The following is a 26990-nucleotide window of genomic DNA, read 5'->3' as shown; positions in this document are numbered from 1 at the left end:
AAGGAAAAAGAAATGAGCGAACCCCGCCTGATTGCGAAAGCCATGAATGAAGGCCAGCCGGTTCAGGATCTGGTGATCCTGCCTGCGCTGGCGAACCGGCATGGATTAATAACCGGCGCGACCGGCACAGGGAAAACGGTCACGCTGCAACGCATGGCTGAACAGTTTTCGCGTATCGGCATTCCGGTTTTTCTCGCTGATGTAAAAGGGGATTTATCGGGGATTGGCGCGCCAGGCGTGCCTTCGGAAAAACTTGCCGCGCGCCTGAAGAATATCGGCGTCACTGACTGGCAGCCGCAGGCGTGCAGCATTATCCCGTGGGATATTTTCGGTGAAAAAGGCCATCCGATCCGCGCCACGATTTCCGATCTCGGGCCGTTATTGCTGGCGCGGTTGCTGGATCTGAATGACGTGCAAAGCGGCGTGTTGCAGCTGGTTTTCAAGATTGCCGATGACAACGGACTTTTGCTGCTCGACATGAAAGATTTGCGCGCCATGGTGCAGTTTACCGGCGAAAACGCCAAACAGTTCCAGACGCAGTACGGCAATATTTCCACGGCGTCCATCGGGGCGATTCAGCGCGGCCTGCTGACGCTGGAAGGTCAGGGCGCGAATCAGTTCTTCGGCGAGCCGATGCTGGATATCAACGACCTGATGCGCACCGATAAAAACGGTCACGGGATCATCAATCTGCTGGCCGCAGATAAGCTGATTAATCAACCCAAACTCTATTCTGTTTTCCTGCTCTGGCTGCTGGCGGAGCTGTTCGAACATCTGCCGGAAGTGGGCGACCCGGAACAGCCGAAGCTGGTGTTCTTTTTTGATGAAGCACATCTGTTGTTCAATGACGCGCCTGAAGCGTTACTGACGAAAATCGAACAGGTGGTGCGTCTCATCCGTTCCAAAGGCGTCGGGATTTACTTCGTCACGCAGAACCCGCTGGATATTCCCGACAGCGTGCTCGGGCAGCTTGGCAACCGGGTTCAGCACGCCTTGCGCGCCTTTACGCCGCGCGACCAGAAAGCGGTGAAAGCCGCAGCGCAGACTATGCGCGCGAATCCGGCGTTTGACGCGGAAACGGCGATCAGCGAGCTGGGCGTCGGCGAAGCGCTGGTGTCTTTCCTCGACGAAAAAGGGCGGCCGGAAATTGTGCAGCGCGCCATGGTTATTGCCCCGGAATCGAAAATGGGCATGCTGGCCGAAGATGAGCGCAATAAAGCCATCAACCAGTCGCCGTTGTATGGCCGTTACGAAGAAAGCGTGGATCGTGAATCCGCGTATGAAAAAATCACCGCACAGGGTTTTGGCACAGTGGAAGCCCCGCAAACGGGCGGCGCGGCTAAACCCGCTGCGCAAACAGATTCTGGCGGCGGCCTGATGGGCGGCCTCAATGAAATCCTGTTCGGCAGCACCGGCCCGCGTGGCGGTAAACGCGACGGCGTGGTGCAGGTCGCGGCCAAAAGCATGGCCCGTGATTTAGGGCGGCAAATTTTGCGCGGTGTTCTGGGCTCCATTATGGGGGGCCGTAAAAAGTAATCTCTTCTGTTCAGCACATAAAGCTGAAGCGCGTCAGCTTTGTGTGCTTTTTCCCTGCCTGACCTCTCACTATTCTCTGTAACAGATCCTGTTTCATCTTACTTTTTGCAACTCTCAGCACGTTGTGACGGGTGGTTTTACTGCAAAACCGATCAAGTTGAAGGCTGTCACGTTTTTCGCCCTGCGGGATTTGTAGGCTGAATTGCTTTTGGGCTAAATCAATTCAGCAAAAAGGAGTGGATGTGAAAAAATTACTCGTAACCGGGATCGTCATGGGGCTTTTTTCGTGGCAGGCTGCCGCACAAACTATCGTGCTGACGGATGCTGAAGCCGGTACTGAACTGGGAAACTGGAAAACTGACAGCAAAAAGCTGAATATCGCCGGTGCAGATTTCAGCATCGAACAAAAAGTATTGCACGGCGGTAAACAGGAAGGGTCTAAAGTCATTACGATCACCAGCAAAGGGCTGACCATTGCCCTGAGCCCGACGCGTGGCATGGATTTGTTGCATGTCACCGGTGATAACATCCGGCTGGGTTGGGATTCGCCGGTGCTGGAAGTGGTGAACCCGGCGTATATCAATCTGGAAAGCCGCAACGGAGTGGGCTGGCTGGAAGGTTTCAACGAAATGATGGTGCGCTGCGGCTTTGAATGGACCGGCCATCCGGTGACCGCTGACGGCATGATCTACACACTGCATGGCCGCGCAGGCAACACGCCAGCGTCGAAAGTCGTGGTGGAGATTGCAGAAAAAGCGCCGTACGAAATCACCGTGCGCGGGCTGCTCAAAGAAGACACCTTTAAGAAAGCCAAACTGGAAACCTGGACCGAGCTGCGTTACGTGCCGGGTAGCCAGTCGTGGACCATTCACGATGAACTCACCAACCAGTCGGATTATCCGCACGACTACCAGATTATTTATCACAGCAACTTTGGTCAGCCGATCCTTGAGCAGGGCGCGCGCTTTATTGCACCGCTGAAATCCATTTCACCGTTCAACGATTACGCCAAAAAAGGTCTGACCGACTGGCAGACTTACGCGGGGCCAACCAAAGGCTTCGATGAAATGGTCTTCAACATGGTGCCGCTGGCGGATGCGCAGGGTAAAACCATCGCGGGCGTCGTCAACAAAGCCGGTGATAAAGGCGCATCGATTGAGTTCGACACCCATCAGCTCCCGCTGCTGACGCTGTGGAAAAACACCGACACGCTGAAACAGGGGTACGTCACCGGTATTGAACCGGGCACCAACTATGCGTATCCGGTGACGATTGAGCGCAAGCAGGGCCGCGTGAAACAGCTGCAACCTGGCCAGAGCACCGTGTTTGAGCTGAAATACTCTCTGCTGCCGGATGCAAAAGCGGTTCAACAGCTTGAGCAAAGGGTGAAAACGTTGCAGGGCGAGCACAAAACTGAGGTCAGCGATCAACCGATTGCCGTTGAATAATCAGGATCAGGGGCGCAGATGTCAGCGCCCTTTTTTCTTATTCAATTTGAATCCCGGTAAAATTTCTGAAGCCTGTGTGTAAAAACACGTAGAATTGCCCGGTAAATTTTTCGACTTTACCGGGATGACCATGCTGCTGCTGATCGACAACTACGACTCGTTTACCTACAACCTCTACCAGTATTTTTGCGAGCTGGGGGCAGAGGTCAGCGTGGTGCGTAACGATCAGCTGACGATTGCGGATATCGAACAGCTTTCCCCCTCACATCTGGTGATTTCACCCGGCCCGTGTACGCCGGATCAGGCAGGGATTTCCCTGCAAGCTATTACCCATTTTGCCGGTAAACTGCCGGTTCTCGGCGTCTGCCTCGGGCATCAGGCAATGGCGCAGGCGTTTGGTGCAAAGATTGTCCGCGCCCGTCAGGCCATTCACGGAAAAACCTCTCCCATCCGCCATACCGGCGACAGCGTTTTTAGCGGGCTGAATAATCCGCTGACGGTGACGCGCTACCATTCGCTGGTGATTGCGCCCGAAACGCTGCCAGATTGCTTTGACGTCACCGCGTGGACTGAGTGCGAAGGCGTGCGTAACGAAATCATGGGCATCATGCACAAAACGCTGCCGCTGCACGGCGTTCAGTTCCATCCGGAAAGCATTCTCAGCGAGCAGGGTCATCAGCTTCTGGATAATTTCCTTAAAATCTAAACACTTAATCTCATTGTAAAAATTACTTACGCGACAGGCGCGATTTCCGTTTGCCTGAGTGTGATTTTTTATGCATATTTTGTGATTATATTTTCACATTCATTGTGGGTGTGAATTCCAGCTCATCGTAACAACTCACTGGTAAGAATCAGAAAGGGAGAAGGGTTATGGCAGAAAAAGCAGCGGTTAACCGGGGTACGTTCGATAAAGTCATTTTGCCGGTTTATTCACCCGCGAAATTTATTCCGGTGAAAGGTAAAGGCAGCCGCGTGTGGGATCAGCAGGGCACTGAATACGTCGATTTCGCCGGTGGGATTGCGGTGACCGCGCTGGGCCATTGCCATCCGGCGCTGGTGAAAGCGTTACACGAGCAGGGCGAAACCCTGTGGCATGTGAGCAACGTTTTTACCAACGAGCCTGCGCTGCGCCTGGCACAGAAGCTGATCGACGCAACCTTTGCTGACCGCGTATTTTTTGCCAACTCCGGCGCGGAAGCCAACGAAGCCGCGTTCAAACTCGCGCGCTATTATGCTTCGCATCGCCACAGCCCGTACAAAAGCAAGATTATCGCTTTCCATAACGCCTTCCACGGGCGCACGTTGTTTACCGTTTCCGTCGGTGGTCAGCCAAAATATTCCGACGGCTTTGGGCCGAAACCGGCTGACATCGTGCATGTGCCGTTCAACGATCTGGACGCGGTAAAAGCGGTGATCGACGACCATACCTGCGCCATTGTCGTGGAGCCGGTTCAGGGCGAAGGCGGCGTAATGCCCGCCACTCAGGAATTCCTGCAAGGGCTGCGCGAGCTTTGCGACAAACATCAGGCGCTGCTGGTGCTCGATGAAGTCCAGAGCGGCATGGGCCGTAGCGGTAAGCTGTTCAGCTATATGCATTACGGCGTTACGCCGGACATTCTGACCACGGCAAAAGCACTGGGCGGCGGTTTCCCGGTCAGCGCCATGCTGGCAACGGAAGACGTTGCATCGGTGATGGAACCGGGCAAACACGGCACCACCTACGGCGGCAACCCGCTGGCCTGCGCCGTCGCCGAAGCCGCGCTTGATATCATCAATACGCCAGAAGTGCTGGCCGGTATCAACGAACGCCGCGAGAAATTCATCAGCGCGCTGGATGCCATCAACCAGAAATATTCTGTCTTCAGCGAATTCCGCGGCCAGGGGTTGTTGATTGGCGCAGAGTTGTCAGACGCCTTCAAAAACCGCGCCGGAGAGTTTCATGCAGCCGCCGCAGAATTCGGGCTGATGATGCTGGTGGCGGGCCCGAATGTAATGCGATTTGCACCTTCGCTGGTGATCGACTTCGCGGATATTGAAGAAGGGATGGGGCGCTTTGAGAAAGCTGTGGCAAAAGTTACAGGGGTTTAGGCTTTAGCAGCCGGCTTTATTTAAAAGAATATATAGATCGAGAATATTTCGGTTTCTCACTCACCGTGAGGGCTATGACCGAGAATATTTCGGTTTTTCATGTGCGGTGATCGCTCAGCGGCTCGCGCCGAAACCGACCAAGAGAGGGAAGTGCTTTCCCTCTCTTGGATCTCTCCCCGCTTTTTCAAACAAGCGCTGCCGCTGGCTGGCTATGTTTCAGGAGCCACATCTATTGCCGCAAACGTCGCCGCTGCGCGGTGCTCTCGCCTCGGGTTCGAGCCTGCTCGAAAAAAGACTCTCGCTGTCTCTCACTCCTCACTCGACGTCGTTTTGAAAGCGGCCACTGGCTATGTAATTCGCAAGTCAACTGTGAGCTGAATTAAAAAACCTTTAGCCGCTATCAGAAAGCTTGCTGAATGAGTGTTTCGAGACGAAAGGCTCGAAGACCGAAATGAAGGTACCGCGCAGCGGCAAGATTTCGCGGCAATCGCCATTGTTCCTGAAACATAGCCAGCGAGCGGAGCGCGCAGTGAAAAAAGCGTGGGAGATCAAAGAGGGAGGCGCTTTCCTCCCTCTTTGTCGGTTTCGGCGCAGCTGACTAAGTGATCACTGCACATGAAAAACCGAAACTTTCTCGATCCAGCCCCACGGCGAGTGAGAAACCGAAACCTTCTCGATCCAACCCTCAAACGGGGGATATAAAAGGGGATCTCCCCCTGTTACGCCCGCCGCGTCAGCCAGATCCCGTGATGTGGTCTCTGCTTCCACGCCAGTGACGAAATGGTATGCATCACACTCAGATGTGAAATCACCCTCCGCAGATGGCGCTCCATTTCAGTCAACGGCATATCCGGGTGCAGCTCCGGTGCATTAAACAGATTGTTCTCACTGCCAGGCCCGTCGTAAAGCAACCGCTGCTGACAGCTTTGTAGTGCGATTTCGCAGGTCTGCAAATACTCCGTCGCCAGTCTTTCCGGCAGCATGTAATGCTCGCGCGCGAGAATGGTCATCGCGTTGATGTGCTCAACGACAAACTGGCTGTGCGTGACCCACAAACGCATATCCGCCAGATAATGCGAGTTAAAACCCGGTTCCTGCATCGCCTGGCTCAGCGAGGTGAACAGCTTGTTGTGCGCCTGATTCACCTGCATTCGGGTGTACGCAAGTTTAGAGGGATCGGGGTTTTCCTGCAGAATCAGCCGGATGGCGTCCTGATAGGTTTCCAGCGCCTGATGGGCGTTCTGGCGCATCAGGCCGCTTTGCCATTGCGGCCACAGCCAGATGGTTCCGCCAAAGGCCAGCGCGCAGCCAATCAGCGTGTCGATAAGCCGCGGAACCAGAAAATGGATGCCGTTCATTGCCAGCAACTGCAACGTATACACGGCGGTCACCGTCATACCGACCATCGCCAGACCGTAGTTTTTGCGCAGTACCGTATATGACACCAGCGTAACCACCAGCATACAAATCAGCGTGATGCCTTCCGGCAGTTCCAGTTTCAGTAATCCGGCGGCAATCAGCAGGCCAGCCAATGTACCGAGCGCACGGTGCTGGATGCGCACACGCGTAGCGTTATAACCGTTCTGGCTGACCAGCATGATGGTCAGCAAAATCCAGTAAGGTTTCGGCAGATTAAAGAACAGACCGAGGCTGCTGCCTATCGCCAGAATCAGCCCGAGACGCGCGGCATTGCGCAGGGCGGAGGATTTAAAGGACAGGTAGCTTTTCACCGCAGGCCAGAACGGCAGGCGCGGCTGGGAGTTCATCAGGTCACGGCGGTACAGCGGGCGCTGTGTCCGCAAAAGCCGGGCAATGCGGCTGAAATGGTAATAACAGAACTGGCCGACCGGATTCTGCGGGTTCTGCGCCGCGATTTTTTCCAGTGCCGCCAGCTCATTCGCCATGGTGAAACGTTCGGAAAGACGATGGTAGAGAATATCGTCCGCAATCACGCGCAGACGGGCGGAAATTACCTGCGCATTCCGGCGGATCACCGCCTCGGCGTGGCTTTCTTCCACCAGTTTCTGCACTTCTTCCGGCTGATGCAGGCTGACCGTGATGTGTTCCTGCAAATCGAGCGCGACCTGAAAGCGTTGAAACAGCCGCTTGTGGTGATGATGATGTCCGTGCTGCGGCAGCATATGCAGTTGCTGATACAACAACGCAATCAGGTCGATAACCTGCTGCTGACGTTTGAGCAGTGGCGGAAGGGCAGTTTCCGGATCGGTATGTTGCGTCAGCAGGCTGTACTTGGCTTCGAAATAATCGGCCAGCTGCAAATACAGCTGGCTGAGCGTTTCGCGCATCGGCTGTTCTTCGGAAATACGGAACCACGCCCAGTTAAACAGCCCGTACCAGGCGGTGCCGGCGGCAAACAGCGCGGGCGCCTGCCACATCGGCCTCACGCCGACCATACTCAGCGTAAAGATCGTGGCCACCAGTGCGCCGGGCAACAGGCGTGCGTGTAACGGGCTGATTTCGCCCGTGACGCCGAGAAGCAAAGCCAGCGATAACATGATGAGCGGCAGGGGAATGTGCCAGTTTTCGAGCATCACCTGCAAAAGGATACTGCTGACGGCAAACAGCGAACCGCCGACGATCAGGCGTTTAAAAAAGCGTTTGTGCGGGGTATCGAGACCGGCGACGTTGCAGCAGGCCGGACACAGGGAAAACAGCAGGCCCATTTGCAGATTGCCAAACAGCCAGCAAATACCGACAGGCAGGCACAACACCAGCGTCTGGCGCAGCGCGTAGTTAACTTCGGGATGATAGAACAGTCTTCGCCATAGCGTCATGGGTAAAGCTTAGCCCATAAAAAAGGCGCGACAGTAAGCTGCCGCGCCAATTTCTGAGGGATTAACGTGTGCCGTAAACGACAATCGTTTTACCGTGTGCGGAGATCAGGCTCTGATCTTCCAGCATTTTGAGAATACGTCCGACTGTTTCACGAGAACAACCGACGATTTGGCCGATTTCCTGACGGGTGATCTTGATTTGCATCCCGTCCGGATGGGTCATTGCATCAGGCTGTTTAGCCAGATTAAGCAAAGTTTGTGCGATACGGCCTGTTACGTCGAGGAAGGCAAGGTTGCCGACTTTCTCTGACGTCACTTGCAGACGGTTTGCCATCTGCGCGGAAAGACGCATCAGAATATCCGGGTTTACCTGAATCAGCTGGCGGAATTTTTTATAAGAAATTTCAGCCACTTCACAGGCAGTTTTAGCACGAACCCAGGCACTGCGCTCCTGCCCTTCTTCGAAGAGTCCCAGCTCGCCGATGAAGTCACCTTGGTTAAGGTATGACAGTATCATTTCTTTGCCTTCTTCATCTTTAATCAGGACGGCAACCGACCCTTTCACGATGTAGTAAAGCGTTTCGGCTTTTTCACCTTGGTGAATCAGCGTACTTTTAGAAGGATACTTATGTATATGACAGTGAGACAGGAACCATTCGAGAGTCGGGTCTGTTTGTGGCTTGCCGAGAACCATTTGCTATTATCCTCTGTTGTTATCGCTGCCCAAAATCACAGGGCTCAGAGTTCCCTGTACGGCACTTCCTTTAAAAAGCGCCCTTTCAGCATATAACTCCCCAGAAATGCTGCAAGCGGATGTCGGAGTGAAACAGCCTGATTATTGCTGTTAACACCGTGGGTTCTGTTCTTAAACCGCAAAAACCGTCACCGCAATTTACTGGAAAGTATGTTTCGGCTTTGTTTGTAGCACAGGTTTGCAATGCTGTCTTGTGTTGTCTCGCTTCAGCATGATGGCGATCGGGTTACGTTGCCAGTTTTTGGGTGAAAGGGTAGTCTGAGGGGAAAATTTGACGAATTTATCCACCGGGAGAAGAGTACATGCACGCACGCGTAAAATGGGTAGAAGGGCTGACGTTTTTAGGTGAGTCGGCATCGGGCCATCAGATCACAATGGATGGCAATGCGGGCGACAAAGCACCGAGCCCGATGGAAATGTTGCTGATGTCGGCGGGTGGTTGCAGCGCGATTGATGTGGTGTCTATTTTGCAAAAAGGCCGCAACGACGTGCGCGACTGCGAAGTGAAACTGACGTCTCAGCGCCGTGAAGAAGCGCCGCGTCTGTTCACGCACATCAACCTGCATTTCATCGTCACCGGCAAAGACCTGACGGATAAAATTGTAGAACGCGCGGTCAGTCTGTCTGCGGAAAAATATTGCTCCGTTTCCCTGATGCTGGGCAAAGCCGCGACCATTACCCACAGTTTTGAAGTAGTGAACGCCGAATAAGTCACGACCAGCGATACGACTGGCACTGACTTCGCAGTAAATCCAGAAATCGCCGCGCGGCAAACGTCAGCGGCGATTTTTGCGAATAGAGCACGCAATATTCCGCCTCCGGCAGCGTATCGATATTGAGCAGGCAAAGCCTGTCCTGCAAGCCGAACGGAGCACGCATCGCCTTCGCCACAATCGTCAGATAATCCGACTGCAACACCATATTCAGCCCGCACACCACCGAATCCGTTCTCACCGGCGTTTCACCGGCTGGCGCGTTAAAGCCGTTCATCGAAATCTGAATCTGCTGGTAGTAACCCATATCCGTTTCCGGCAACACCCAGCGCGCGCCCTGCAATTCTTCGAGCGTGGTGGCACCTGCCAGCGGATGCCCTTGCCGCGCAATCACGCCAAACGGTGCGCTAAACAGCGGCTCACGCACCAAATCTTCCAGCGGAAAACCCGGCCCGGCGGTCCCGACGGCAAAATCGAGTTTCCCTTCACGCAGCGCCGGTAACAGCGTCGAAAGCTGGCCTTCTTTAATCAGCAGTTTGGACTGGGGAAACTGCGTTTTGAACGCTTCATTGAGAGCCGGAAACACCGTCAGTGCCAGCAGTGATGAAAACCCGATAGCCACCGAACCCTGCGAATATTGATTAATCTGTTGGATCTCATCCGCTGCGCGTTCAAGTTCTTCGAGAATAAACTGCATGCGCTGCGCAAAGGCGCGGCCGGTTTCCGTCAGCGCCATACCCTGATTACCGCGCACGATAAGCTGAGTTTCAAGCGTTTGTTCCAGTTCCCGCAAGGTTCTGCTGACCGCGGGCTGCGACTGATTCATCGCCCGCGCCGCGCCGCGAATACTGCCGCTGCGGATAACCTGCTGGAAAACCTTGAGTTGCTGCAATTTCGGTAAATAACGCATGTCGCCCCGCTTGAAAGCCCTATCAGTAAAAAGCATCACCCGCCCAAAAATTGCATCTTATGGCAAACCTGTAAAGCTGATAGCTTCAGATTTGGAATATATAATGCTTTGTTATTCAGTTAATTACGTGATGCATGTCGCATTTTACTTTTCGCCCGACAGTGAGAACTTCTGACGCGGTGATAACAAAAAGGGATATCCGCTATGAAAAATCGTTCCCTGATGATCTTCCTGCTGTTCGTCGGTTATGCGGTGGTGTATATCGACAAAACGGTGATGGGGTTCGCGCTGTTGCCGATTGAGCGCGAATTTAATCTGCAACCGGAGCAGCTGGGTTACATCACCGGCATTTTCTTCCTGGCCTATTCGCTGTTTCAAATTCCGGCGGGCTGGCTGAATGACCGTTTCGGCTACAAGAAAGTACTCGGCGTTTCGCTGTTTTTGCTCGGCGGGTTCGCGCTCTGCTTCGGTTTGCTGGGATTCGGCCTTGGTTTGCTGGTGACGTTTCGCTTTCTCTCCGGCGTCGGGCATTCCGGTTACCCGTGTTCCTGCGCCAAAGCGGTGGTTTCTAATTTTGATGTCGGGCAGCGTACTTTCGCGCAGTCGGTATTGCTGTCATCCGCCGGTCTGGCTATGACCGCCGGGCCGCTGATTGCAGTGTACGCACTGGGTACGCTGGGCTGGCGGGGTTCCTTTTCGCTTCTCGGCTTGCTGGCGTTTGCGATCGCTGCCGCGATTATCATTTTTGTGCCAAATCCCCCGAAAGCAGAATCCCGCACCGGCGTGGCGACCGGCTACCGTGAATTGCTGAAAAACCCGATTGTCGTGCTGCTGTTCGTGTCCATTTTCTGCATCAACATTCCGTCCTACGGCCTGATGGCCTGGCTGCCTAAATATCTGGTGCAGCAGCGGGGAATGCCGCTGGACGTTTCCGGCATGGTGGTCGCCACCGGCGGGATGGGGATCTGGATTTCCTCGCTGGCGACCGGCTGGCTGGTCGGCCGTTATATGCAGGGCAAAGAGCCAAAAGTGATTTTTTGTAGCGCAATGCTCAGCGCCTTGTGCATCTGGCTGGTGTACACCTCGGCGTCAGCGTTGACTGCCGGGCTGTTCCTGTTCCTGGGCTACATCTTCCTGATGGCGGCGTTTGTCACGGTGTTTACGTTGCCGATGAAACGCCTGCCGCCGGAAGTCATGGGTGCCGCAATGGGGCTCATCAATACCGGCGGAACGCTTGGCGGATTCGTAGCGCCGATTGCGATGGGCTATCTGATCACCGTGACGCACGGTTATTTTTCGACATTCGTTTTTCTGGCGCTGGCGATGGTGGTTGCCGGGCTGGCCATTTTGCCGCTGACCCTGAAACCGCGCGCAGCGTTGCGCGATGGGGTTTAACTGAGGAGAAGTCTGATGACATTTAATTTTGAAGTGATGCTGGCTGAAGTCAAAGCGGATATTTTGCGCTGGCGCAGACATATTCATGCGCATCCTGAGTTGTCATTTCAGGAGCATAAAACGGCGGATTACATTGCTGAACAGCTGGAAAGCTTTGGCGGCCTGACCCTGGCGCGGCTGACGCCCAACAGCGTGGTTGCTGATCTCAAAGGCGCTTATCCGGGGCCGATGTATGCACTGCGGGCGGATATCGATGCCTTGCCGATTCAGGAAGAAAACGACGAGCCGTTCTGTTCGACGGTGCCGGGCGTCATGCACGCCTGCGGCCATGACGCGCACACTGCAATGTTACTGGGTGCGGCGAAAGTGCTGACGCAGTGTCAGTCCGCGCTGCACGGCTCGGTGCGGTTTATCTTCCAGCACGCGGAAGAATTACCGCCGGGCGGCGCACAGGAACTGGTGGATTTAGGCGTGCTCGACGGCGTGGAGAAAATCTTCGGCCTGCACGTTATGCCGAATTCCCCGACGGGCGAGGTTGGCCTGAAAGAGGGCGTGTTCTGCGCGTCCACCGATAATTTCGACATCACGATTACCGGCAAAGGCGGGCACGGTTCGATGCCGCATTTGTGCATTGATCCGGTGGTGATTGGCGCGGAAGTGGTGACGGCGCTGCAAAATGTCGTGGCGCGCCGCATCGATCCGCTTCAGGTGCCGGTGCTGACCATCGCCACCTTCCAGAGCGGGGAGAGTTATAACGTGATTCCTGAACGCGTGAAGCTCGCCGGGACGTTGCGCACCCATCACAGCAGCGTCCGTGAGCAGGTGCCACAGCTGATGGAGCAGATTATTGCGGGGATTACGGCGGCGCACGGTGCGCAGTATGAACTGCGCTGGACGCGGGGCTACGTGAATGGCGATAACCATCCGGACGCCTGTGCGATTGCGCGTCAGGTGATTGCTGATACGCTCGGCAGGCAGGCATTGCGGGAAGTCACCCAGCCGCTGTTTGGTGGCGAAGATTTCTCTTCTTATCAGCAGAAAGTGCCGGGCTGTTTCCTGTTTATCGGCAGCGGTAACGAGAAAATCGGCGCGACTTATGGGGTGCATAACCCGCGCTTCCGGCTGGACGAGGAGGCGTTGCAGATTGGCGTGAAACTACACGTCGGATTCATTCAGCAGTTGCTGATGAACGACGCCTGATTTCACTTACTCGATTTTCTTCCCTTCCATCAGGCGCTGCACCAGCGGCGCCATAATCAGCTCCATCGCCAGCCCCATTTTGCCGCCCGGCACCACCAGCGTTTTGATGTGCGAGATAAACGAGCCCTGCAACATGGCCAGCAGATACGGGAAATCAATGTCGTCCAGCCCCTGAAAATGAATCACTACGAAGCTTTCATCCAGCGAAGGAATGGCTTTCGCGGCAAACGGGTTGGAGGTGTCGATGGTCGGCACGCGCTGGAAGTTAATGTGCGTGCGGGAAAACTGCGGCGTGATGTAGTTGATGTAGTCGTCCATTGAACGCACCACGGAATCCATCACCGCTTCACGGGAATGCCCGCGCTCGCCAGTGTCGCGCACCAGTTTCTGGATCCATTCGAGGTTAACGATGGGCACCACGCCGACCAGCAAATCGACATGCGCCGCGACATCCGTTTTGTCGGATACCACGCCGCCGTGCAGGCCTTCGTAGAATAAAATGTCCGTGGGTTCCGGTAAGGCCTGCCATGGTGTAAACGTCCCCGGTACCTGATTGTAGGGAACGGCTTCGTCATAAGTATGCAGATATTTGCGCGAACGGCCGGTGCCGGTTTTGCCGTATTCGATAAAGCTTTTTTCCAGCAAACCGAAGTCGTTGGCTTCCGGCCCGAAGTAGCTGATATGACGCCCGAGGTCGCGGGCTTTGCGGATGGCGGCGTCCATTTCCGGGCGGGTGAAATGGTGGAAACTGTCGCCTTCCAGCTCGGCGGCGTGCAGGCCAAGCTGTTGGAATATCTTACGAAATGCCAGGCTGGTGGTGGTAGTGCCTGCACCACTCGAACCGGTAACGGCGATAACGGGATGTTTGGCTGACATAATGCGCTGTTCTCCATAAAGGTGAGGCAGGCAGGCGTGTCGCGGTCTTTTCTGTGGTCGAAGACCTGGCGACATCGCTGCGCATAATTAAGCCTATTGTTACCATATTTATTCGAGAAGTGACAGGCGACGACCGGTTATTTCAGCTGTCCGTAATAGGCGTTTTTCCCGTGTTTGCGCAGGTAATGTTTGTCCATCAGCGTCTGTTGCATATCGCCGAGCGCGGGCGTCAGCTGGCGGGAGAACAGGCCCATGTAGGCGCATTCCTCCAGCACGACGGCGTTATGTACAGCGTCGGCGGCATTTTCCCCCCAGGCGAATGGCCCGTGAGAATGTACCAGAACCGCCGGAACCTGCATGGCGTCCAGACCCCGCTCCAGGAAGGTTTCGATAATGACGTTGCCGGTTTCCAGTTCGTACGCGCCGTTGATCTCCGCTTCCGTCATCCGGCGCGTGCAGGGAATATTGCCGTAGAAGTAATCGGCGTGCGTGGTGCCCCAGGCCGGTAAATCCAGCCCGGCCTGCGACCAGATTGTCGCGTGGCGGGAATGCGTATGCACAATGCCGCCGATTTCCGGAAACTGCCGGTAAAGTGCCAGATGCGTGGCGGTATCCGACGACGGATTTTTGTCGCCTTCGATGCGCTCGCCGGTGTGCAGATCGACCACCACCATGTCACTGGCGCACATTTCGGTATATTCCACACCCGACGGTTTGATCACCACCAGCCCATTTTTGCGGTCAACCGCGCTGACGTTGCCCCAGGTAAACGTCACCAGATGATGCGCAGGCAGCGCCAGATTGGCCTCCAGTACGGCCTGTTTCAGCTGTTCTAACATGCGAATTCTCCTTCCAGCATTTTGGCTTCAATCCACTGACGGGCTTTGATGATTTCCAGCACCGGCTCGGCGGCGGTTTCCGTCCACATTTCGATGAGGAATGCGCCGCGATAATTCAGCGCGCCCAGCGTGCGGAAAAAGCCGGTGAAATCGACACAGCCGTCGCCGAACGGCACATCGCGGAACTGGCCTTTTGAGGTCGCGGTGACCGGATAGGTATCTTTCAGGTGGATGGCGGCGATGCGGTCAATGCCCAGCGCCAGCTCCGACGGAATGTCGTTTCCCCACGCGCTGAGGTTGCCGATGTCCGGGTACACACTGAACCACGGTGAATTCAGGCGTTCGTCCCACGCTTTCCATTTGGTTATTGAATTCATGAATTCGGTGTCCATGATTTCGACCGCCAGCGTGACCTGCGCGGCGGCGGCCTGTTCTACCGCCCACGCCAGCCCTTCGGCAAATCGTTCGCGGGTGCCGGCATCGGATGCTTCGTAATACACGTCATAACCGGCCAGCTGTAAGGTGCGGATCCCTAAATCGCGCGCCAGTTTGATGGCTTTGGTCATCACTTCCCGCGCACGTTCGCGGACGCTTTCATCATGGCTGCCGAACGGAAAACGGCGGTGCGCTGAAAGGCACATCGACGGAATGGAGACGCCGATTTCCATCATTGCTTCGACCAGCGCGACGCGTTGCGTAATGCTCCAGTCGAGGCGCGACAGGCGCTCATCGGTTTCATCCACCGACATTTCGACAAAATCAAAGCCACAGCTTTTCGCCAGCGCCAGCCTTTCCGGCCAGCTCAGGTGTTTGGGCAGTGCTTTTTCATAGATACCCAGCGGATGTTTTCTCATGCCGTTGCTCCCCAGATTGCGCCGATTTGCTGGTGAAACGCCTGGGCGACCTGCGCGGGGTATGTTGCGTCGGATAACGCGCGTCCGGCGATAAATGCCTGCACGTCGATATCGCGGAACAGCGGCAAATCCGCAGGCGTGATGCCGCCGGTGACGGAAAGGCGCAGGCCGATATCCGACAGCTGTTTCATGCGGTCCAGATCCTGCTGGCCCCAGGTTTGTCCGCTGGCCTGCGCGTCGCGTCCGCGGTGATAAATCGCCTGACGGATCCCCGCTGTGTGCCAGTCGCGCGCATCCTGCATCGTCCAGTTACCGAAGAGCTCTATCTGGATTTCGCCCCGATATGTTTTCGCCACGTCGTGCGCTTTGATAACCGTCGCCAGCGGTGCGGCGCAAATTACCGTCATCCAGTTAGCCCCGGCTTTAAACGCCTCCTGCGCCAGCGTTTCACCGGCGTCGGCGACTTTCAGGTCGGCCACAAGAATCTTGTCCGGACAAAGTTCACGCAGTGTTTCCACGACCTGCAATCCTTCGCAGAGACACAAAATGGTGCCCGCCTCGATGATATCGACGTGATTTTTCAGCGCCTTCGCGGTGCGAAGCGCGGCCGGAAGGTCGGTGTGATCCAGCGCCAGCTGGAGGAGAGGTTTAGTCATGATGAGGTTTTCCCTGTGAGTCAGCCGCCGCGCAGCGGGCGTGGTAACCGCCCAGTGCGTCGATCAGGAACTGGTAACGTTGTGATTTTTTCTGATAGGCCATCTGCGCACCGGCGTCGGGTTCCAGGCGCTTTACGCGAAAGTGCAAATGGTGCTGCGCTTGTGCGAAAGTCGGATACACGCCGGTGCCGACCATCGCCGCCAGCGCCGCGCCCAGACAGCCGGTTTCTTCGATCTGAGGGAGCTCCACCGGCATTCCGCTGACGTCGGCCAGCATCTGCATCCAGACTTCAGAACGCGCCGGGCCGCCGGTGACGCGCAGGGTTTTCGCCTGCGGAAAGCGTTCGAGCATACGGTTAAGGTGCGTCATATGGCTGAACACCACGCCTTCGTAAACCGCCTGCAACAAATGACCGCGATGGTGCAGCGATTGCAGGCCGTAGAATCCGGCGGTCATTTCCGCACCCTGATTGCTGCCATAAAGGAAGGGCAGGAACAAAACGTCGGTTCCGGCTTTCGGCAGGGCGCTGACGGCGCGGTTAATCTCGTCAAACGCCATGCCGCCGGTTTGCTGGTTGAGCCATTCGAGATTGGCGGAGGACGTCGGGCTGGCTTCGTGGATGAGATAGCCTTCGCCGCCAGCGTAGCGGCCATAGACGTACGGATGATTTTCCCGCCCGCCCATTTCCGCTGATATTCCGCTGGTGACTGCCCACGTGCCCATCACCGCATTCAGGGTAAATTCGTCGTGAAGCCCGGCGCAAAGCGCGGTAGAGACCACATCGAATAATCCGCCAACCACCGGCGTTCCTGCGGTTAATCCTGTCAGCGCCGCGACGTCTGGCGTCACGGTTCCGCAGATTTCAGCCGAGCCGACTACCGGCGAGAGCGCTGCGCTGATTTCGGCAATCCCTAACATTTCAGCCAGCCGGGCGTCGTAACCACCGTTCCCCATGTGGTACAGATTGGATTCGGAGATGTTGGTTTCTTCGCAACCGCGCACGCCGGTCAGGCAATAACGCAGATAATCGTGCGCCATCATTACCGTACCGATTTGCTGATAACGCTCCGGCTGATGCAGTTTTATCCAGCGCAGCAATGACACCGGATGCCCGGCCCACAGCGCCTGACGGGTCAGCGGATAGATTTGCTGATGCAACCCGTCACGCTGCCAGGCGCTGATCACATCACCGGCGCGGCGGTCGGAGGACAAAATCCCCCGGCCCAGCGGACCCCCGGCTTTATCCAGCAGGAATAAGCCTTTGCCCTGCGCCGAAATGCCGATGCCTTTCAACTGATGGCCGCTGACGTTTTGCTGGCGCAGCAGCGCGGCAATACAGCTGACGCACGACGCCCAAAGCGCGGGCATGTCACGTTCAGCCCAGCCGGGATGGTCGCTCAGCACCGGCAGGGACTGGCGGCAAACGCCGGATTCCTGCCCTGTGTGGTCGTACAATCCCGCCTTGAGGTAGGTGCCGCCGCAGTCGATCCCTAACCAGTATTCTCCGGATGAAGCGTTCATCGTATTTCCTCAGGCTGCTGTCGGACGGCTGTCGGGTAATTTGTTCGCCGATTGCGCCGGAACGTCGCACCGTGCGGGCAACAGCAATGCCATCAGTGCCGCCAGCGCCAGCGATATCGCCAGGCAATAAACACCGGCGTCTTTGCTGTAGAAGGTGATGAGCAAACCCACGGCATATGGCCCGCAGAATCCGCCCAGATTGCCCAGCGCGTTAATGACACCGCGTGCGCCACCGGCCATTTCTGCGCTGAAAAGCTTGGCGGGAATGGTCCAGAAAACACCCGCGGCGGATTGCAGGAAGAAACCACAGCCGACCAGCGCGGCATACGAAAGCCAGACGGTGTTTTTCAGCATCACCGACAGGAACATGCAGGCCGCAAAGCCCAGCAGGGGCAGGAACACATAGAGTTTGCGTTTGCCGGTGCGATCAGACAGCGAGGAGAACAGCAGCATGCCCGCGACGGCGCCGATGTAAGGCAGGATCGCGAGGACGCCGACCTGACCCATAGTGGAATGTGTCAGCTCTTTCAGGATGGTCGGCAGCCACAGGGTGTAGCCGTAAATGCCGGTCTGGTAGAAGAAATTCAGTGCGATAAGCTGCCACATCGTCCGGTTGGCCAGCACCGCGCCGAGCGAGGCGTTTCTTACTTCTTTCCCGGCAATGGCTTTCTGTTCGGCGGCCAGCGTCGATATCAGCCAGTTTTTCTCTTCGGGCGAAATCCAGCGCGCCTCCTGCGGGCGGTCGCAAACGGTCAGCACCCACATCGCCAGAACGGCGGCGGAAAGCAGGCCTTCAATGATGAACAGCCAGCGCCAGTCGAGTGCGCTGATGATCCAGCCGGAGAGCGGGGCGGTGATGATCCCGGCGATCGGCACGAACATGATCACAATCGCATTCGCCCTGCCGCGTTCGGCATCGGGGAACCAGTTGCTGATCATCGTCAGTACGACCGGCAACATGCCGCCTTCTGCAACGCCCAGCGAGAAGCGCAGGAAGAGCAACTGATACTGATTGGTGACCAGTCCGGTGAGAATCGAAATAATGACCCACGCGACCAGTGACCAGCCGATGAATTTCTTACCACTGCCGTGAACCGCGATTTTCCCGCCCGGTACCTGGAGGAATAAATAACCGAGGAAGAATATGCCGCCAGCCAGCCCGGCCATCGATGCGGTAATGCCTAATTCCGCGTCCATTCCGCCCGGCATGGCAAAGGCAATATTTACCCTGTCCATATAAGAGATAATACAGGCGATCAGGATTGGTGGAATAATTCTAAGCCAGCGCTGTTTGGGTATTTCTTTTAATGAGTGATTGCTTTGCAGAGTATCAGAGTTCTTATTCATAACTTATTACCTTAATAATGAGTTACAGAGCCCGTTTAACAGACGAGCGGGTTTCCCCTCAGCAAAAAGGGATGTGGAGTAAAATAAGATGTCGCTATTTTATGATTGTTATTTTTTATTGATTGCCAGATTCATGGCCTTAATCCCGTCCTGCAAAATAGCAATACGATGATCCACTGTAGCGCTGGCATTAATTTCCAGTAATTTAATTCCCGAGAAGTTCAGGGATTCCGGTGGTGCGTGCCGGAACATTTCGGTGGCAATATCGACGGTCATCAGGCTTTCCTGACATCCCGCTTCACTGCCCGGGAACGGCGCAAACGGCGCGTGCAGATCCTGCCAGTCGCCGTAAGCCCCTTCGGGGGTGGTGCCCGAGAACATCAGCGCCTGAAGAACACCGGCCTGCTGGCTGATTTGCAGATGTTCCAGCGGCAGGGACGTATTGCGGCCTTCAATGGCGGAACGCGCCCAGTTGATACACATTCCGGCCATTTTCCCGGTGCGGGCTTTGGCCTCAGCAGTCGCCGTCAGTTCGTGCGCCAGCGGCAGGAAACCTTTGCGTGCAGCCGGTTTATCAAGCGCATCGCAATGCTCGATAATCAGCCCGCACGGCCAGTCCCAGCTCAGGATTTCCTGCAAAGACTCCGTGAAACAGCGCGCGGCCAGACTGACATTTTGTGTGCCAGTCAGCGGCGCGGACTGCAACTCCACGGCCAGCACTTTGTTTCTGCCAAAGCGCGTATTGGTCTGCTCCACCTTTTCGAAAATGTGGCGGTAAAAGCCGACACAGGCGCGGCGCTGTTCAGCGTCTTCAGACGCCAGCCCGAAGCCCGGCAAAGTTCCGCGCCTGCGCATGGTTTCCATCACCCCGGTCACCACGATGTCCCACTCGTCAGGCAGATGGCGGAATAACCATTCATCGCCATACGGATGTAATGTTTCCAGACAAGGTTGTTCTATTCCACGGATCCCCGGAATATCGGCCAGCTTGCGCCAGAATTCGGTTTCTTCATTTTCATTTCGCTGATGAAAAGAGGGCGCGCAAGGATAAGCGCCGACAATAAAGCCTGCATGCTTTTGCATAGATATTTCCCCATTGAATTAACTGTCTTCCCGAACTGTTTTATCCTGACGGTTACGCGAGTTTATCCACTTTTACTTTGACGACAATTTTACGGATATTACTGACGGTATGATGAATACACGCCGGGCGGTGAACATCCTGCGGGAAAAATATGGCGTAGGTTCCCGGTATCATGATAATTTCGGATTCGTTTCCCATGTCGTGATAAAAAATAATGTCTCGTTCTTCAAGCAATGACTGAGATATAGGGTTATTTCCCCGGTCGGCGGCATAACCAATAATTTCATTGCCCCAGGCTAAAAATTGAATATCAATATAACGGCGGTGAACTTCGGGCTGATTTTCCGTTTTCTCTTTGGTCGTCAGATCGAGGATCTGCGCGTAAATATCCCTGCCTTCAATTTCGACAACGCCGGTTTCCAGTGCGCGAAAATCCGTGGTGCGTAGAAAATTCAGTGCCTTCTCAATCGCTGCGGGAAACGTGCAGGGATTCGGGTTGCTGATATGTCCGGATATCATGAGCCAGCTCCTTATAAGGCCTGAATTTTCGCCCAAACGCTGTCATCGACGGTGATCCCGTTGCGGCGGTTTTCTGCCAGCAGGCGGGTGAATTCGTGGCCCGGCAGGCGCACGGCTTCGTCCGGATTGTTGCGTTCGGCGGTGGTGACGTAATCCATAATGCGCCGGAGTTTTGCATCGCGGGTCGCGCCGTCAATCAGCCGGTCAACTTCGATGGCGATGAAAATCTGCGAAATCCCGTATTCATCCGAGTTGTCTTCGGTGACTTCCGCCACGGACGCGCCGTCGGAAAGCAGGGTGGCAATCATGTCCAGCACAATGGATAAACCGGAACCTTTCCAGTAGCCCATCGGCAAAATGCGCCGGTTCTTTTCGATAACGCCGGGCTCGCGGGTCAGCTGGCCGTTGTCGTCGAAGCCGCCGTCGACCGGGAGTTCACGGCCTGCGAGACGGTTCACCTCCAGCATGCCGTAGGAGAACATCGACATCGACATATCCACCATAGTGATCGGCGAGCCGGGGATGGCGACGATCAGCGGGTTCGTGCCGATGCGGCATTCTTTTGCGCCCCACGGTGGCATAACCGCAATGGAGTTGGTCCAGCAAATCCCGATGTAACCTTTTTCTGCCGCCTGCCAGCCGTAACTTCCGCCGCGCATCCAGTGGTTGGCATTGCGTAGCGCTACCAGCCCGATGCCGTGGTCGGAGGCCAGAGAGATGGCGCGATCCATCATTTTTTTCGCCGTCAGATTGCCGATTGAGCGCTGCGCATCCCACTGTTCAATCGCGCCCAACGACAGGTTTTTTTTCGCCACGGCATCCGGGTGAATATCTCCCTGATCCAGCTGCTGAATGAAGCGCGGGAAACGGTTTACGCCGTGGGAATAAACGCCGGACTCTGTAGTTTGGGCAAACATCGTGGCGCATTCATCGGCGACGTCAGGTTTGACGTGGCGCGCGATAAGCACCCTTTTGAACTCCTTTTGCAACGTTTCAACGCTCAGTTTCATACCTTTCTCCGGTGATGTTGTTAAAGAATTGGTTGTTTTTAGATCTCTATATTTCACTATGTGGAATCTGATTTCAAAAATCTACTCTTGTCCGGAACGGATCACAATCCATTCGGTGGTTTTTAAAACGCTTTAAAATCAGTCGGATAAAAAATTCATGTCCGGTTCGTGATGAAGGGCACATTTTTGACGGGGTAAAAGGCAGGCAGGGAAAAGGAGTTATTTCGCGTGCGAAGGAAGTTTGCTATACCATCGGTTCAGGATTGAAACGCCACCGGCACAACGGGAATTCATCAAGGTATGAAAGACGCAGAGAACGAACAGGGGAAAGATAAACCGGCAGGAAGTCAGAGCCTGTTCCGTGGGTTACAGCTGATCGAAATCCTCAGCAATTATCCGAACGGCTGCCCGCTGGCGCATCTTTCTGAACTGGCGGAACTGAATAAAAGTACGGTTCACCGTTTACTTCAGGGGCTGCAATCCTGCGGTTATGTCACGCCTGCTCCGGCGGCAGGGAGTTATCGCTTAACCACCAAATTTATTTCTGTCGGCCAGAAATCGCTGTCCTCCCTGAATATTATCCACGTCGCCGCGCCGCATCTTGAAGCACTGAATATCGCGACCGGGGAAACCGTTAACTTCTCCAGCCGGGAAGACGATCACGCCATTCTGATTTACAAGCTGGAACCGACCACCGGAATGCTGCGAACCCGCGCCTACATCGGCCAGCATATGCCGCTGTATTGTTCGGCGATGGGCAAAATTTACATGGCGTACGGGCATCAGGATTACGTGCCGGCTTACTGGGAGAGTCACAGCGAACAGATCCAGCCGCTGACCCGCAATACGATTGTCAGCCTGAAAGAGATGGGCAAAGAGCTGGCACAGATCCGCGATCAGGGCCTGGCGATGGACAGGGAAGAAAATGAGCTGGGCGTATCCTGTCTGGCGGTGCCGGTGTTTGATATCCACCGGCGCGTGACGTACGCCGTCTCGATTTCACTCTCGACGGCAAAACTCGGCGTGATCGGCGAAGAAGCACTGCTGAAACCGCTGAAAGAAACCGCGGCCGCGATTTCCGGCGAGCTTGGGCTGAAGGTGGGGTGAGATCACCAGTCCTGCGGCATTTCTTCCTGCCCGGCGCGGAACTGGCCGCGGGGCATGATATTTAACGTTTCATGCAGTTCTGACCAGACCAGCACGATGTCGCCGCTTTTCAGCTGGCGTTTCACGTCATCCACTTTTTGTTCAAGAGATCTTTCCTGCTCGCCGTAGTCGGTGCCTTCGCGTAAAACGAAAGATTCCACCACGCTGGTGAGCAGCTCTGCGTCCAGTTCCTGCCAGGGAATTATCACAACGTTTTTTCCTTTGTTTTTTCTTCGGTCTGTTCTGTAACGGGTTTTGCTGCTGTTTCTAAATGCGGTGCAATCCACGCCGGAATGCGTTGTTCCAGCCACATCTGCGGATTACGCAGGCTGCCGGAAACGAAACCGACGTGGCCACCGTGTTCGGTCAGTTGGTATTCGACGCATTCCGGTAAATCCCCGGCTTTCGGGATCACGTCCGGTGTCATGAACGGATCGTCTTTCGCATGGATAATCAGCAGCGGTATCCTGACCTGCGCGAGTAACGGCATTCCGCTGCACTGGCGATAATAATCCAGTGCGTCGGCAAAACCGTGGGCCTTTGAGGTAATCGCATCGTCGAAATCGCGGATGCGCCGCATGGCCTTCAGTTGCGTCAGCGTGACGGGCAGGGTGCCGGGATATTTCGCCAGTTTCCGCGATGCGTTTCCTTTGAGCTGATCGAGCAGGTAGCGCTGGTAAATCCGCGATGTGCCCTGTTCCAGCCGGTAAGCGCAGGGTTCGAGCATCAGCGGAGCCGACACCACGACGGCGGCTTTCAGCGTACAATTTTCGCCTTCCTGCCCGAGATAACACGCCAGCATATTGCCGCCGAGCGAAACGCCTGCTGCGCCGGTCGGCACTTCGCCGTAGGTTTCATTCAGCCAGCGAATGAAAAAGCGGGCGTCTTCGGTTTCACCGGAATGATAAATGCGCTGAAGCTTATTGGGTTCGCCGCTGCATCCGCGAAAATGCATGACCACGCCGAGCCAGCCGCATTCTTTCCACGCCTGCAATAATCCGTGGGCATACGGGCTATAAAAACTGCCTTCCAGCCCGTGGAACAGGATCATGCGTGGCTTATGGCGCGCCTGTTCCGGATCTTCACTCCAGGCTAAATCCAGAAAATCGCCGTCCGGTGTGTCCAGCCGTTGCCAGTGAGGTTTGAGTTTTGCATTACGCCTGACCAGCCGCGGAAGCAGCGTCTGGATATGCGGATTACTGGCCCCGCGCAGGGGGCGAAAGGATTCATGCATAAGATGAATAAATTTCTCTTAAGAGGCTCTTGTGCGATCAATATCACGCTGTTAGCTTCAATGCTATCGCACATCTTTCGGGTCGGAGAACCCAAATTAAATGGAACTTGGTTTATTTTTATCGATGCTTGGATTTTTATGGGTCGCCGCTATCACTCCTGGCCCAAATAATATGTTGTTAACCACGTCTGGCGCTAACTTCGGTTTCTTCAGGTCACTCTGGCTGATGGTCGGTATTATGCTCGGCATGCAAAGCATTTTGCTGCTGGTGGCGTTCGGTGTCGGCGGGCTGATTACTGTTTATCCTGCGCTGCATCTTTTCCTCAAAATCGCCGGGAGCCTGTATTTGCTGTGGCTGGCGTGGAAGATTGCAACGTCTGCGTATGAAACGCTGGAAACCGGCGCACCGCCGCCGAAGCCGATTCGTTTATATCAGGGCTGGCTGCTGCAATTTCTGAATCCGAAAGCCTGGCTGATGGGACTTGGCGCTGTCGCCAGTTTCAGCCTCGCCGGTGCGGCCTATAACCATTCGATTGCCGGGATCAGCCTGGGAATGTTTATGGTGAATCTGGTTTCCGGGATTATCTGGCTGGGCTTTGGCACCGTGATTGGCCGTCTGCTGCGCAGTAAGCGCGCGTGGTACACCTTTAACATCGCGATGGGGATCCTGACCGCCGCCTGTGTGTTGCTGATCTGGCACTGACAAAAAAGCCCGCCTCTGACTGAAGGCGGGCTTTTTCTCAATCCGGCCTGATTATTTAAAACCATCCGTTCTCAGCAGGCTGTCCAGCGTGCTCATTTCAACATCAAATTTTAGCTGATCGTTTTCCTGTAGCTGCGCCAGCTGTTGCACGAACGCGGAATGCAGCGCCTGCAATGCCGTAAAACATCTTTCCAGTACCGGAGAACTTTGCGGCGCGTTTTCCGGCAGGTTCTGGCGCTCACTTTGTTCCACCACGCGGATCACCGCAGACAGATAACGGTTAAAAAACGCCGTGCCCGGTTTCACGTCTTCCGGATCCTCTTTCATGCTTTGCAAAATCAGCTGGCCATTTCTGACCAGACCGTTCAGCTCGGTTTGCAGCGCAGGCGGCAAGGCTGCCGATTTCTTCTCCAGCAGATTCAGAATGCCCGCGTAGTCATTGCTTTCCAGGTCATTGAATGAGGACTGTTTACGAACCACGGGCGTTATCTTCGGCGTTTCGATATCAGGATCACGCGGCGGGCGATAATAGCTTTGAATGTGTGGTTCGGGGCGTTGTCCGTACGCCGGTGCAGATTTGACTGCGGGAATATCATCGGCTGGCGGGCGATACGAAGAGGGGGCGGTTTTCTCTGACGGCGGGCGGAACGACGACTGGATTTTTGCATCGTTTTCCCGGCTGACGGGCTCTTCCTCCTGGTCGCCATAGACGGAAATCACTTTCCATCCGATCAGTACGATGACCACAGCAATGCCGTAAAACAGCAGGTAAGGAGAGAAACTGTAAATGCCTGAATAACAATAGACAGCCGCTAACCAGGCAAAACTTTTCCATACTAATCCTGTCCGGGGCTGTGTCAGCAGGCTCAGTATCAGGCTCACGGTCACCATCCAGAACGGGATGGCGAGCACGTCACCCAATATGCCCCAGGCGATGCCGGCTGGGATTGCACAGTAAAAGCTTTGGCGATCGTAGAGGACGCTGTGCCCCAGCATATAAAACGTCAGGAAACTGAGCGCGGTGATGGCGCCGCTCGTGCTTTTTCGGGCCACTTCGTCCAGCCCGTGGAGATATTCCCCTGAAAAGGTGCCGGCGAATAACCCTGCTGCAAAAAACATAATGACGTAGGTCACGATCCTGATGAGGCGTGAGTTCATGTAGAGATCGGTTAAGCCGTCGATATCTTTCATTATCTGGCGGCCACCTTCGCCTGAGTATTGTTTTCTGAGGCAATCGACGCCAGTTTAGTCCGCAGCTCCTGCTCCATTGCGCCCAGTTCTTTCTCCACTTCTGCACGGCGCGCGCGGGCATTGCTGGCGATATTCATCGTGTCTTCGAGCGTACTCAGCAAACGCCCCTGAACATCGCGCAGGGTTTCGACGTCAACAATAGAACGTTCAACTTCCGTCGCGGTTTCGATGCTGCCGGTTTGCAGCAATTCTGCATTGCGGCGCAGCATAGCGTTGGTGGTGTCGGCGACTTCTTTTTGCAATTTCGCGGCCTGACGCTGTGAGTTCAGCGACAATGCCAGCACGATCTGGCTTTTCCAGACCGGAATGGTGGTGAGGATGCTGCTCTGGATTTTTTCCGCCAGCGACTGGCTGTTGCTTTGCATCAGGCGGATTTGTGGCGCGGTCTGGATGGACATGGTGCGCGTTAACATCAGGTCACTCAGGCGGCGTTCAAAGCGCTGGACCCCTCCGAGCAGGTCACGCACGTTCTGGGCGTCCATGGCATCACCGGAAGCCTGAGCTTTTGCCTGTGCTGCAGGAATGGCCTCAGACTGGATCTGCTCAATCTTCTTTTTACCCGCCATGATATGCAGGCTGATGTCTTTGAAATACTCGCGGTTGCGGATGAACAGCTGTTCCAGCGTGGCGATATTGCGCAGCAACTCCGTGATGGTGTCCTGCAATTTTTCGGAAAGTTTATCGACCTGCCGGGCCAGCGTCTGATATTCCAAAAGCGTGCGCTCAACTTTATTAAACAACTTGCCGAGCAGCGGAATAGATTCCAGCAGGCCTTTTTTCTGGTCGAAAACGGTCAGATCAATGCCTTTCACTTTGCTCAGTAAATCCGTGAGCTGCGTGCCCACTTCTCCCGCATCTTTGGCGCGGACTTCCTGCATCAGGGATTCATTAAATCGTGACATGGCATTCATGGTCTTTGCGCCATAGGCAATCGAAATAACCGGATCGGTGATATCGATTTGAGCCGCAATTTCGTCTATTTTTTGCTGTTCTTCGGCGCTGATTGCGGGTGCTTGTGCGTCCGGCGTGGCGGCCAGGTCGGTAGCCAGCTGGGTGGATAGAACAGGTTCTGCCAATGGCCGGGAAATCGGGGTATCCGTCACGTCA

Annotated in this window: 25 protein-coding genes; 9 read left to right on the top strand and 16 right to left on the bottom strand. The window is 55.3% G+C overall.

Features of this window, described 5'->3' with window-relative positions:
- Nucleotides 1–12: 12 nt before the first annotated feature.
- The 4 genes from CWS43_RS13450 (at nucleotide 13) to CWS43_RS13435 (ending at nucleotide 5075) form a co-directional block, all read left to right on the top strand.
- Nucleotides 13–1536 carry a helicase HerA-like C-terminal domain-containing protein gene (locus tag CWS43_RS13450; protein WP_101077446.1) on the top strand — a complete coding sequence of 508 codons (1524 nt, stop codon included), beginning with the start codon at nucleotides 13–15 and terminating at the stop codon, nucleotides 1534–1536.
- A gap of 242 nt (nucleotides 1537–1778) precedes the next feature.
- A complete protein-coding gene (locus CWS43_RS13445; protein WP_101077445.1) occupies nucleotides 1779–2984 on the top strand; it encodes an aldose 1-epimerase family protein in 1206 nt (401 codons plus the stop codon).
- Nucleotides 2985–3114: 130 nt separating this feature from the next.
- Nucleotides 3115–3690 (top strand): aminodeoxychorismate synthase component II, encoded by a 576-nt coding sequence (locus CWS43_RS13440; RefSeq protein WP_101077444.1) that lies wholly within the window; start codon nucleotides 3115–3117, stop codon nucleotides 3688–3690.
- Between the two features lie 167 nt (nucleotides 3691–3857).
- The gene (locus CWS43_RS13435) at nucleotides 3858–5075 is read left to right on the top strand and encodes an aspartate aminotransferase family protein (RefSeq protein WP_101077443.1); all 1218 of its coding nucleotides are present in this window, start codon (nucleotides 3858–3860) and stop codon (nucleotides 5073–5075) included.
- Nucleotides 5076–5794: 719 nt separating this feature from the next.
- Here CWS43_RS13435 and CWS43_RS13430 read toward each other — a convergent pair.
- Nucleotides 5795–7870: a YccS/YhfK family putative transporter gene (locus CWS43_RS13430; protein ID WP_101077442.1), complete on the bottom strand. Its 2076-nt coding sequence runs from the start codon at nucleotides 7868–7870 to the stop codon at nucleotides 5795–5797.
- 61 nt (nucleotides 7871–7931) lie between these two features.
- Entirely contained in the window at nucleotides 7932–8564 is a 633-nt protein-coding gene (crp, locus tag CWS43_RS13425) for a cAMP-activated global transcriptional regulator CRP (RefSeq protein WP_013573634.1), read from the bottom strand.
- A gap of 362 nt (nucleotides 8565–8926) precedes the next feature.
- Here crp and CWS43_RS13420 point away from each other — a divergent pair, with 362 nt between their 5' ends.
- Nucleotides 8927–9334, top strand: coding sequence for an OsmC family protein (locus CWS43_RS13420; RefSeq protein WP_101077441.1), 408 nt, complete (start codon nucleotides 8927–8929; stop codon nucleotides 9332–9334).
- Between the two features lies 1 nt (nucleotide 9335).
- Here the strand turns inward: CWS43_RS13420 and CWS43_RS13415 are convergent, their stop codons facing one another.
- Complete coding sequence (locus CWS43_RS13415) at nucleotides 9336–10247, bottom strand: LysR substrate-binding domain-containing protein (RefSeq protein ID WP_101077440.1); 912 nt, start codon at nucleotides 10245–10247, stop codon at nucleotides 9336–9338.
- 204 nt (nucleotides 10248–10451) lie between these two features.
- On the opposite strand from CWS43_RS13415, the gene CWS43_RS13410 reads away from it, so the two are divergent.
- Both CWS43_RS13410 and CWS43_RS13405 read left to right on the top strand, forming a co-directional pair.
- Nucleotides 10452–11642, top strand: a complete 1191-nt coding sequence (locus CWS43_RS13410; protein ID WP_101077439.1) for an MFS transporter — start codon at nucleotides 10452–10454, stop codon at nucleotides 11640–11642.
- Between the two features lie 15 nt (nucleotides 11643–11657).
- Complete coding sequence (locus tag CWS43_RS13405) at nucleotides 11658–12842, top strand: amidohydrolase (protein ID WP_101077438.1); 1185 nt, start codon at nucleotides 11658–11660, stop codon at nucleotides 12840–12842.
- Nucleotides 12843–12848: 6 nt separating this feature from the next.
- Here CWS43_RS13405 and CWS43_RS13400 read toward each other — a convergent pair whose 3' ends face one another.
- The 9 genes from CWS43_RS13400 to yiaK all read right to left on the bottom strand — a co-directional run bounded on the left by CWS43_RS13400 (nucleotide 12849) and on the right by yiaK (nucleotide 21549).
- The gene (locus CWS43_RS13400; protein ID WP_101077437.1) at nucleotides 12849–13718 is read right to left on the bottom strand and encodes a phosphoribulokinase; all 870 of its coding nucleotides are present in this window, start codon (nucleotides 13716–13718) and stop codon (nucleotides 12849–12851) included.
- Nucleotides 13719–13855: 137 nt separating this feature from the next.
- A complete protein-coding gene (gene araD, locus CWS43_RS13395; protein ID WP_101077436.1) occupies nucleotides 13856–14557 on the bottom strand; it encodes an L-ribulose-5-phosphate 4-epimerase in 702 nt (233 codons plus the stop codon).
- Entirely contained in the window at nucleotides 14551–15411 is an 861-nt protein-coding gene (locus tag CWS43_RS13390) for an L-ribulose-5-phosphate 3-epimerase (protein ID WP_101077435.1), read from the bottom strand. Before CWS43_RS13390 ends, araD begins: the two co-directional genes overlap by 7 nt.
- Complete coding sequence (ulaD, locus tag CWS43_RS13385; protein ID WP_101077434.1) at nucleotides 15408–16067, bottom strand: 3-keto-L-gulonate-6-phosphate decarboxylase UlaD; 660 nt, start codon at nucleotides 16065–16067, stop codon at nucleotides 15408–15410. The genes CWS43_RS13390 and ulaD overlap by 4 nt, the downstream gene beginning before the upstream one ends.
- Nucleotides 16060–17589, bottom strand: a complete 1530-nt coding sequence (locus CWS43_RS13380; RefSeq protein ID WP_101077433.1) for an FGGY-family carbohydrate kinase — start codon at nucleotides 17587–17589, stop codon at nucleotides 16060–16062. Before CWS43_RS13380 ends, ulaD begins: the two co-directional genes overlap by 8 nt.
- 9 nt (nucleotides 17590–17598) lie before the next feature.
- Nucleotides 17599–18936 (bottom strand): MFS transporter, encoded by a 1338-nt coding sequence (locus CWS43_RS13375; protein WP_101077432.1) that lies wholly within the window; start codon nucleotides 18934–18936, stop codon nucleotides 17599–17601.
- A 108-nt stretch (nucleotides 18937–19044) separates the two neighbouring features.
- Nucleotides 19045–20019 carry a DUF4862 family protein gene (locus tag CWS43_RS13370; protein ID WP_101077431.1) on the bottom strand — a complete coding sequence of 325 codons (975 nt, stop codon included), beginning with the start codon at nucleotides 20017–20019 and terminating at the stop codon, nucleotides 19045–19047.
- Nucleotides 20020–20071: 52 nt separating this feature from the next.
- A complete protein-coding gene (locus tag CWS43_RS13365; RefSeq protein ID WP_101077430.1) occupies nucleotides 20072–20539 on the bottom strand; it encodes a YhcH/YjgK/YiaL family protein in 468 nt (155 codons plus the stop codon).
- Between the two features lie 11 nt (nucleotides 20540–20550).
- Nucleotides 20551–21549 carry a 3-dehydro-L-gulonate 2-dehydrogenase gene (gene yiaK, locus CWS43_RS13360; RefSeq protein WP_101077429.1) on the bottom strand — a complete coding sequence of 333 codons (999 nt, stop codon included), beginning with the start codon at nucleotides 21547–21549 and terminating at the stop codon, nucleotides 20551–20553.
- Nucleotides 21550–21849: 300 nt separating this feature from the next.
- On the opposite strand from yiaK, the gene CWS43_RS13355 reads away from it, so the two are divergent.
- Nucleotides 21850–22656 (top strand): IclR family transcriptional regulator, encoded by an 807-nt coding sequence (locus CWS43_RS13355; protein WP_101077428.1) that lies wholly within the window; start codon nucleotides 21850–21852, stop codon nucleotides 22654–22656.
- A gap of 2 nt (nucleotides 22657–22658) precedes the next feature.
- Here the strand turns inward: CWS43_RS13355 and CWS43_RS13350 are convergent, their stop codons facing one another.
- Nucleotides 22659–22904, bottom strand: a complete 246-nt coding sequence (locus CWS43_RS13350; protein WP_101077427.1) for a YheU family protein — start codon at nucleotides 22902–22904, stop codon at nucleotides 22659–22661.
- The gene (locus CWS43_RS13345; protein ID WP_101077426.1) at nucleotides 22901–23929 is read right to left on the bottom strand and encodes a hydrolase; all 1029 of its coding nucleotides are present in this window, start codon (nucleotides 23927–23929) and stop codon (nucleotides 22901–22903) included. The genes CWS43_RS13350 and CWS43_RS13345 overlap by 4 nt, the downstream gene beginning before the upstream one ends.
- A gap of 100 nt (nucleotides 23930–24029) precedes the next feature.
- Between CWS43_RS13345 and CWS43_RS13340 the strand changes: the two genes are divergently transcribed.
- Entirely contained in the window at nucleotides 24030–24632 is a 603-nt protein-coding gene (locus tag CWS43_RS13340) for a LysE family translocator (protein WP_101077425.1), read from the top strand.
- 51 nt (nucleotides 24633–24683) lie between these two features.
- Here CWS43_RS13340 and CWS43_RS13335 read toward each other — a convergent pair whose 3' ends face one another.
- Nucleotides 24684–25823 carry a hypothetical protein gene (locus CWS43_RS13335; protein WP_101077424.1) on the bottom strand — a complete coding sequence of 380 codons (1140 nt, stop codon included), beginning with the start codon at nucleotides 25821–25823 and terminating at the stop codon, nucleotides 24684–24686.
- On the bottom strand, nucleotides 25823–26932 hold the full coding sequence (locus tag CWS43_RS13330; RefSeq protein WP_369825871.1) for a toxic anion resistance protein: 1110 nt from the start codon (nucleotides 26930–26932) through the stop codon (nucleotides 25823–25825). Before CWS43_RS13330 ends, CWS43_RS13335 begins: the two co-directional genes overlap by 1 nt.
- Between the last annotated feature and the right edge of the window lie 58 nt (nucleotides 26933–26990).

This window comes from Rahnella sp. AA (genome assembly GCF_002834385.1).
GTDB lineage: Bacteria > Pseudomonadota > Gammaproteobacteria > Enterobacterales > Enterobacteriaceae > Rahnella.
Note: the sequence above shows the minus strand (reverse complement) of the source record. Positions and strands in the feature narration are given on the sequence as shown.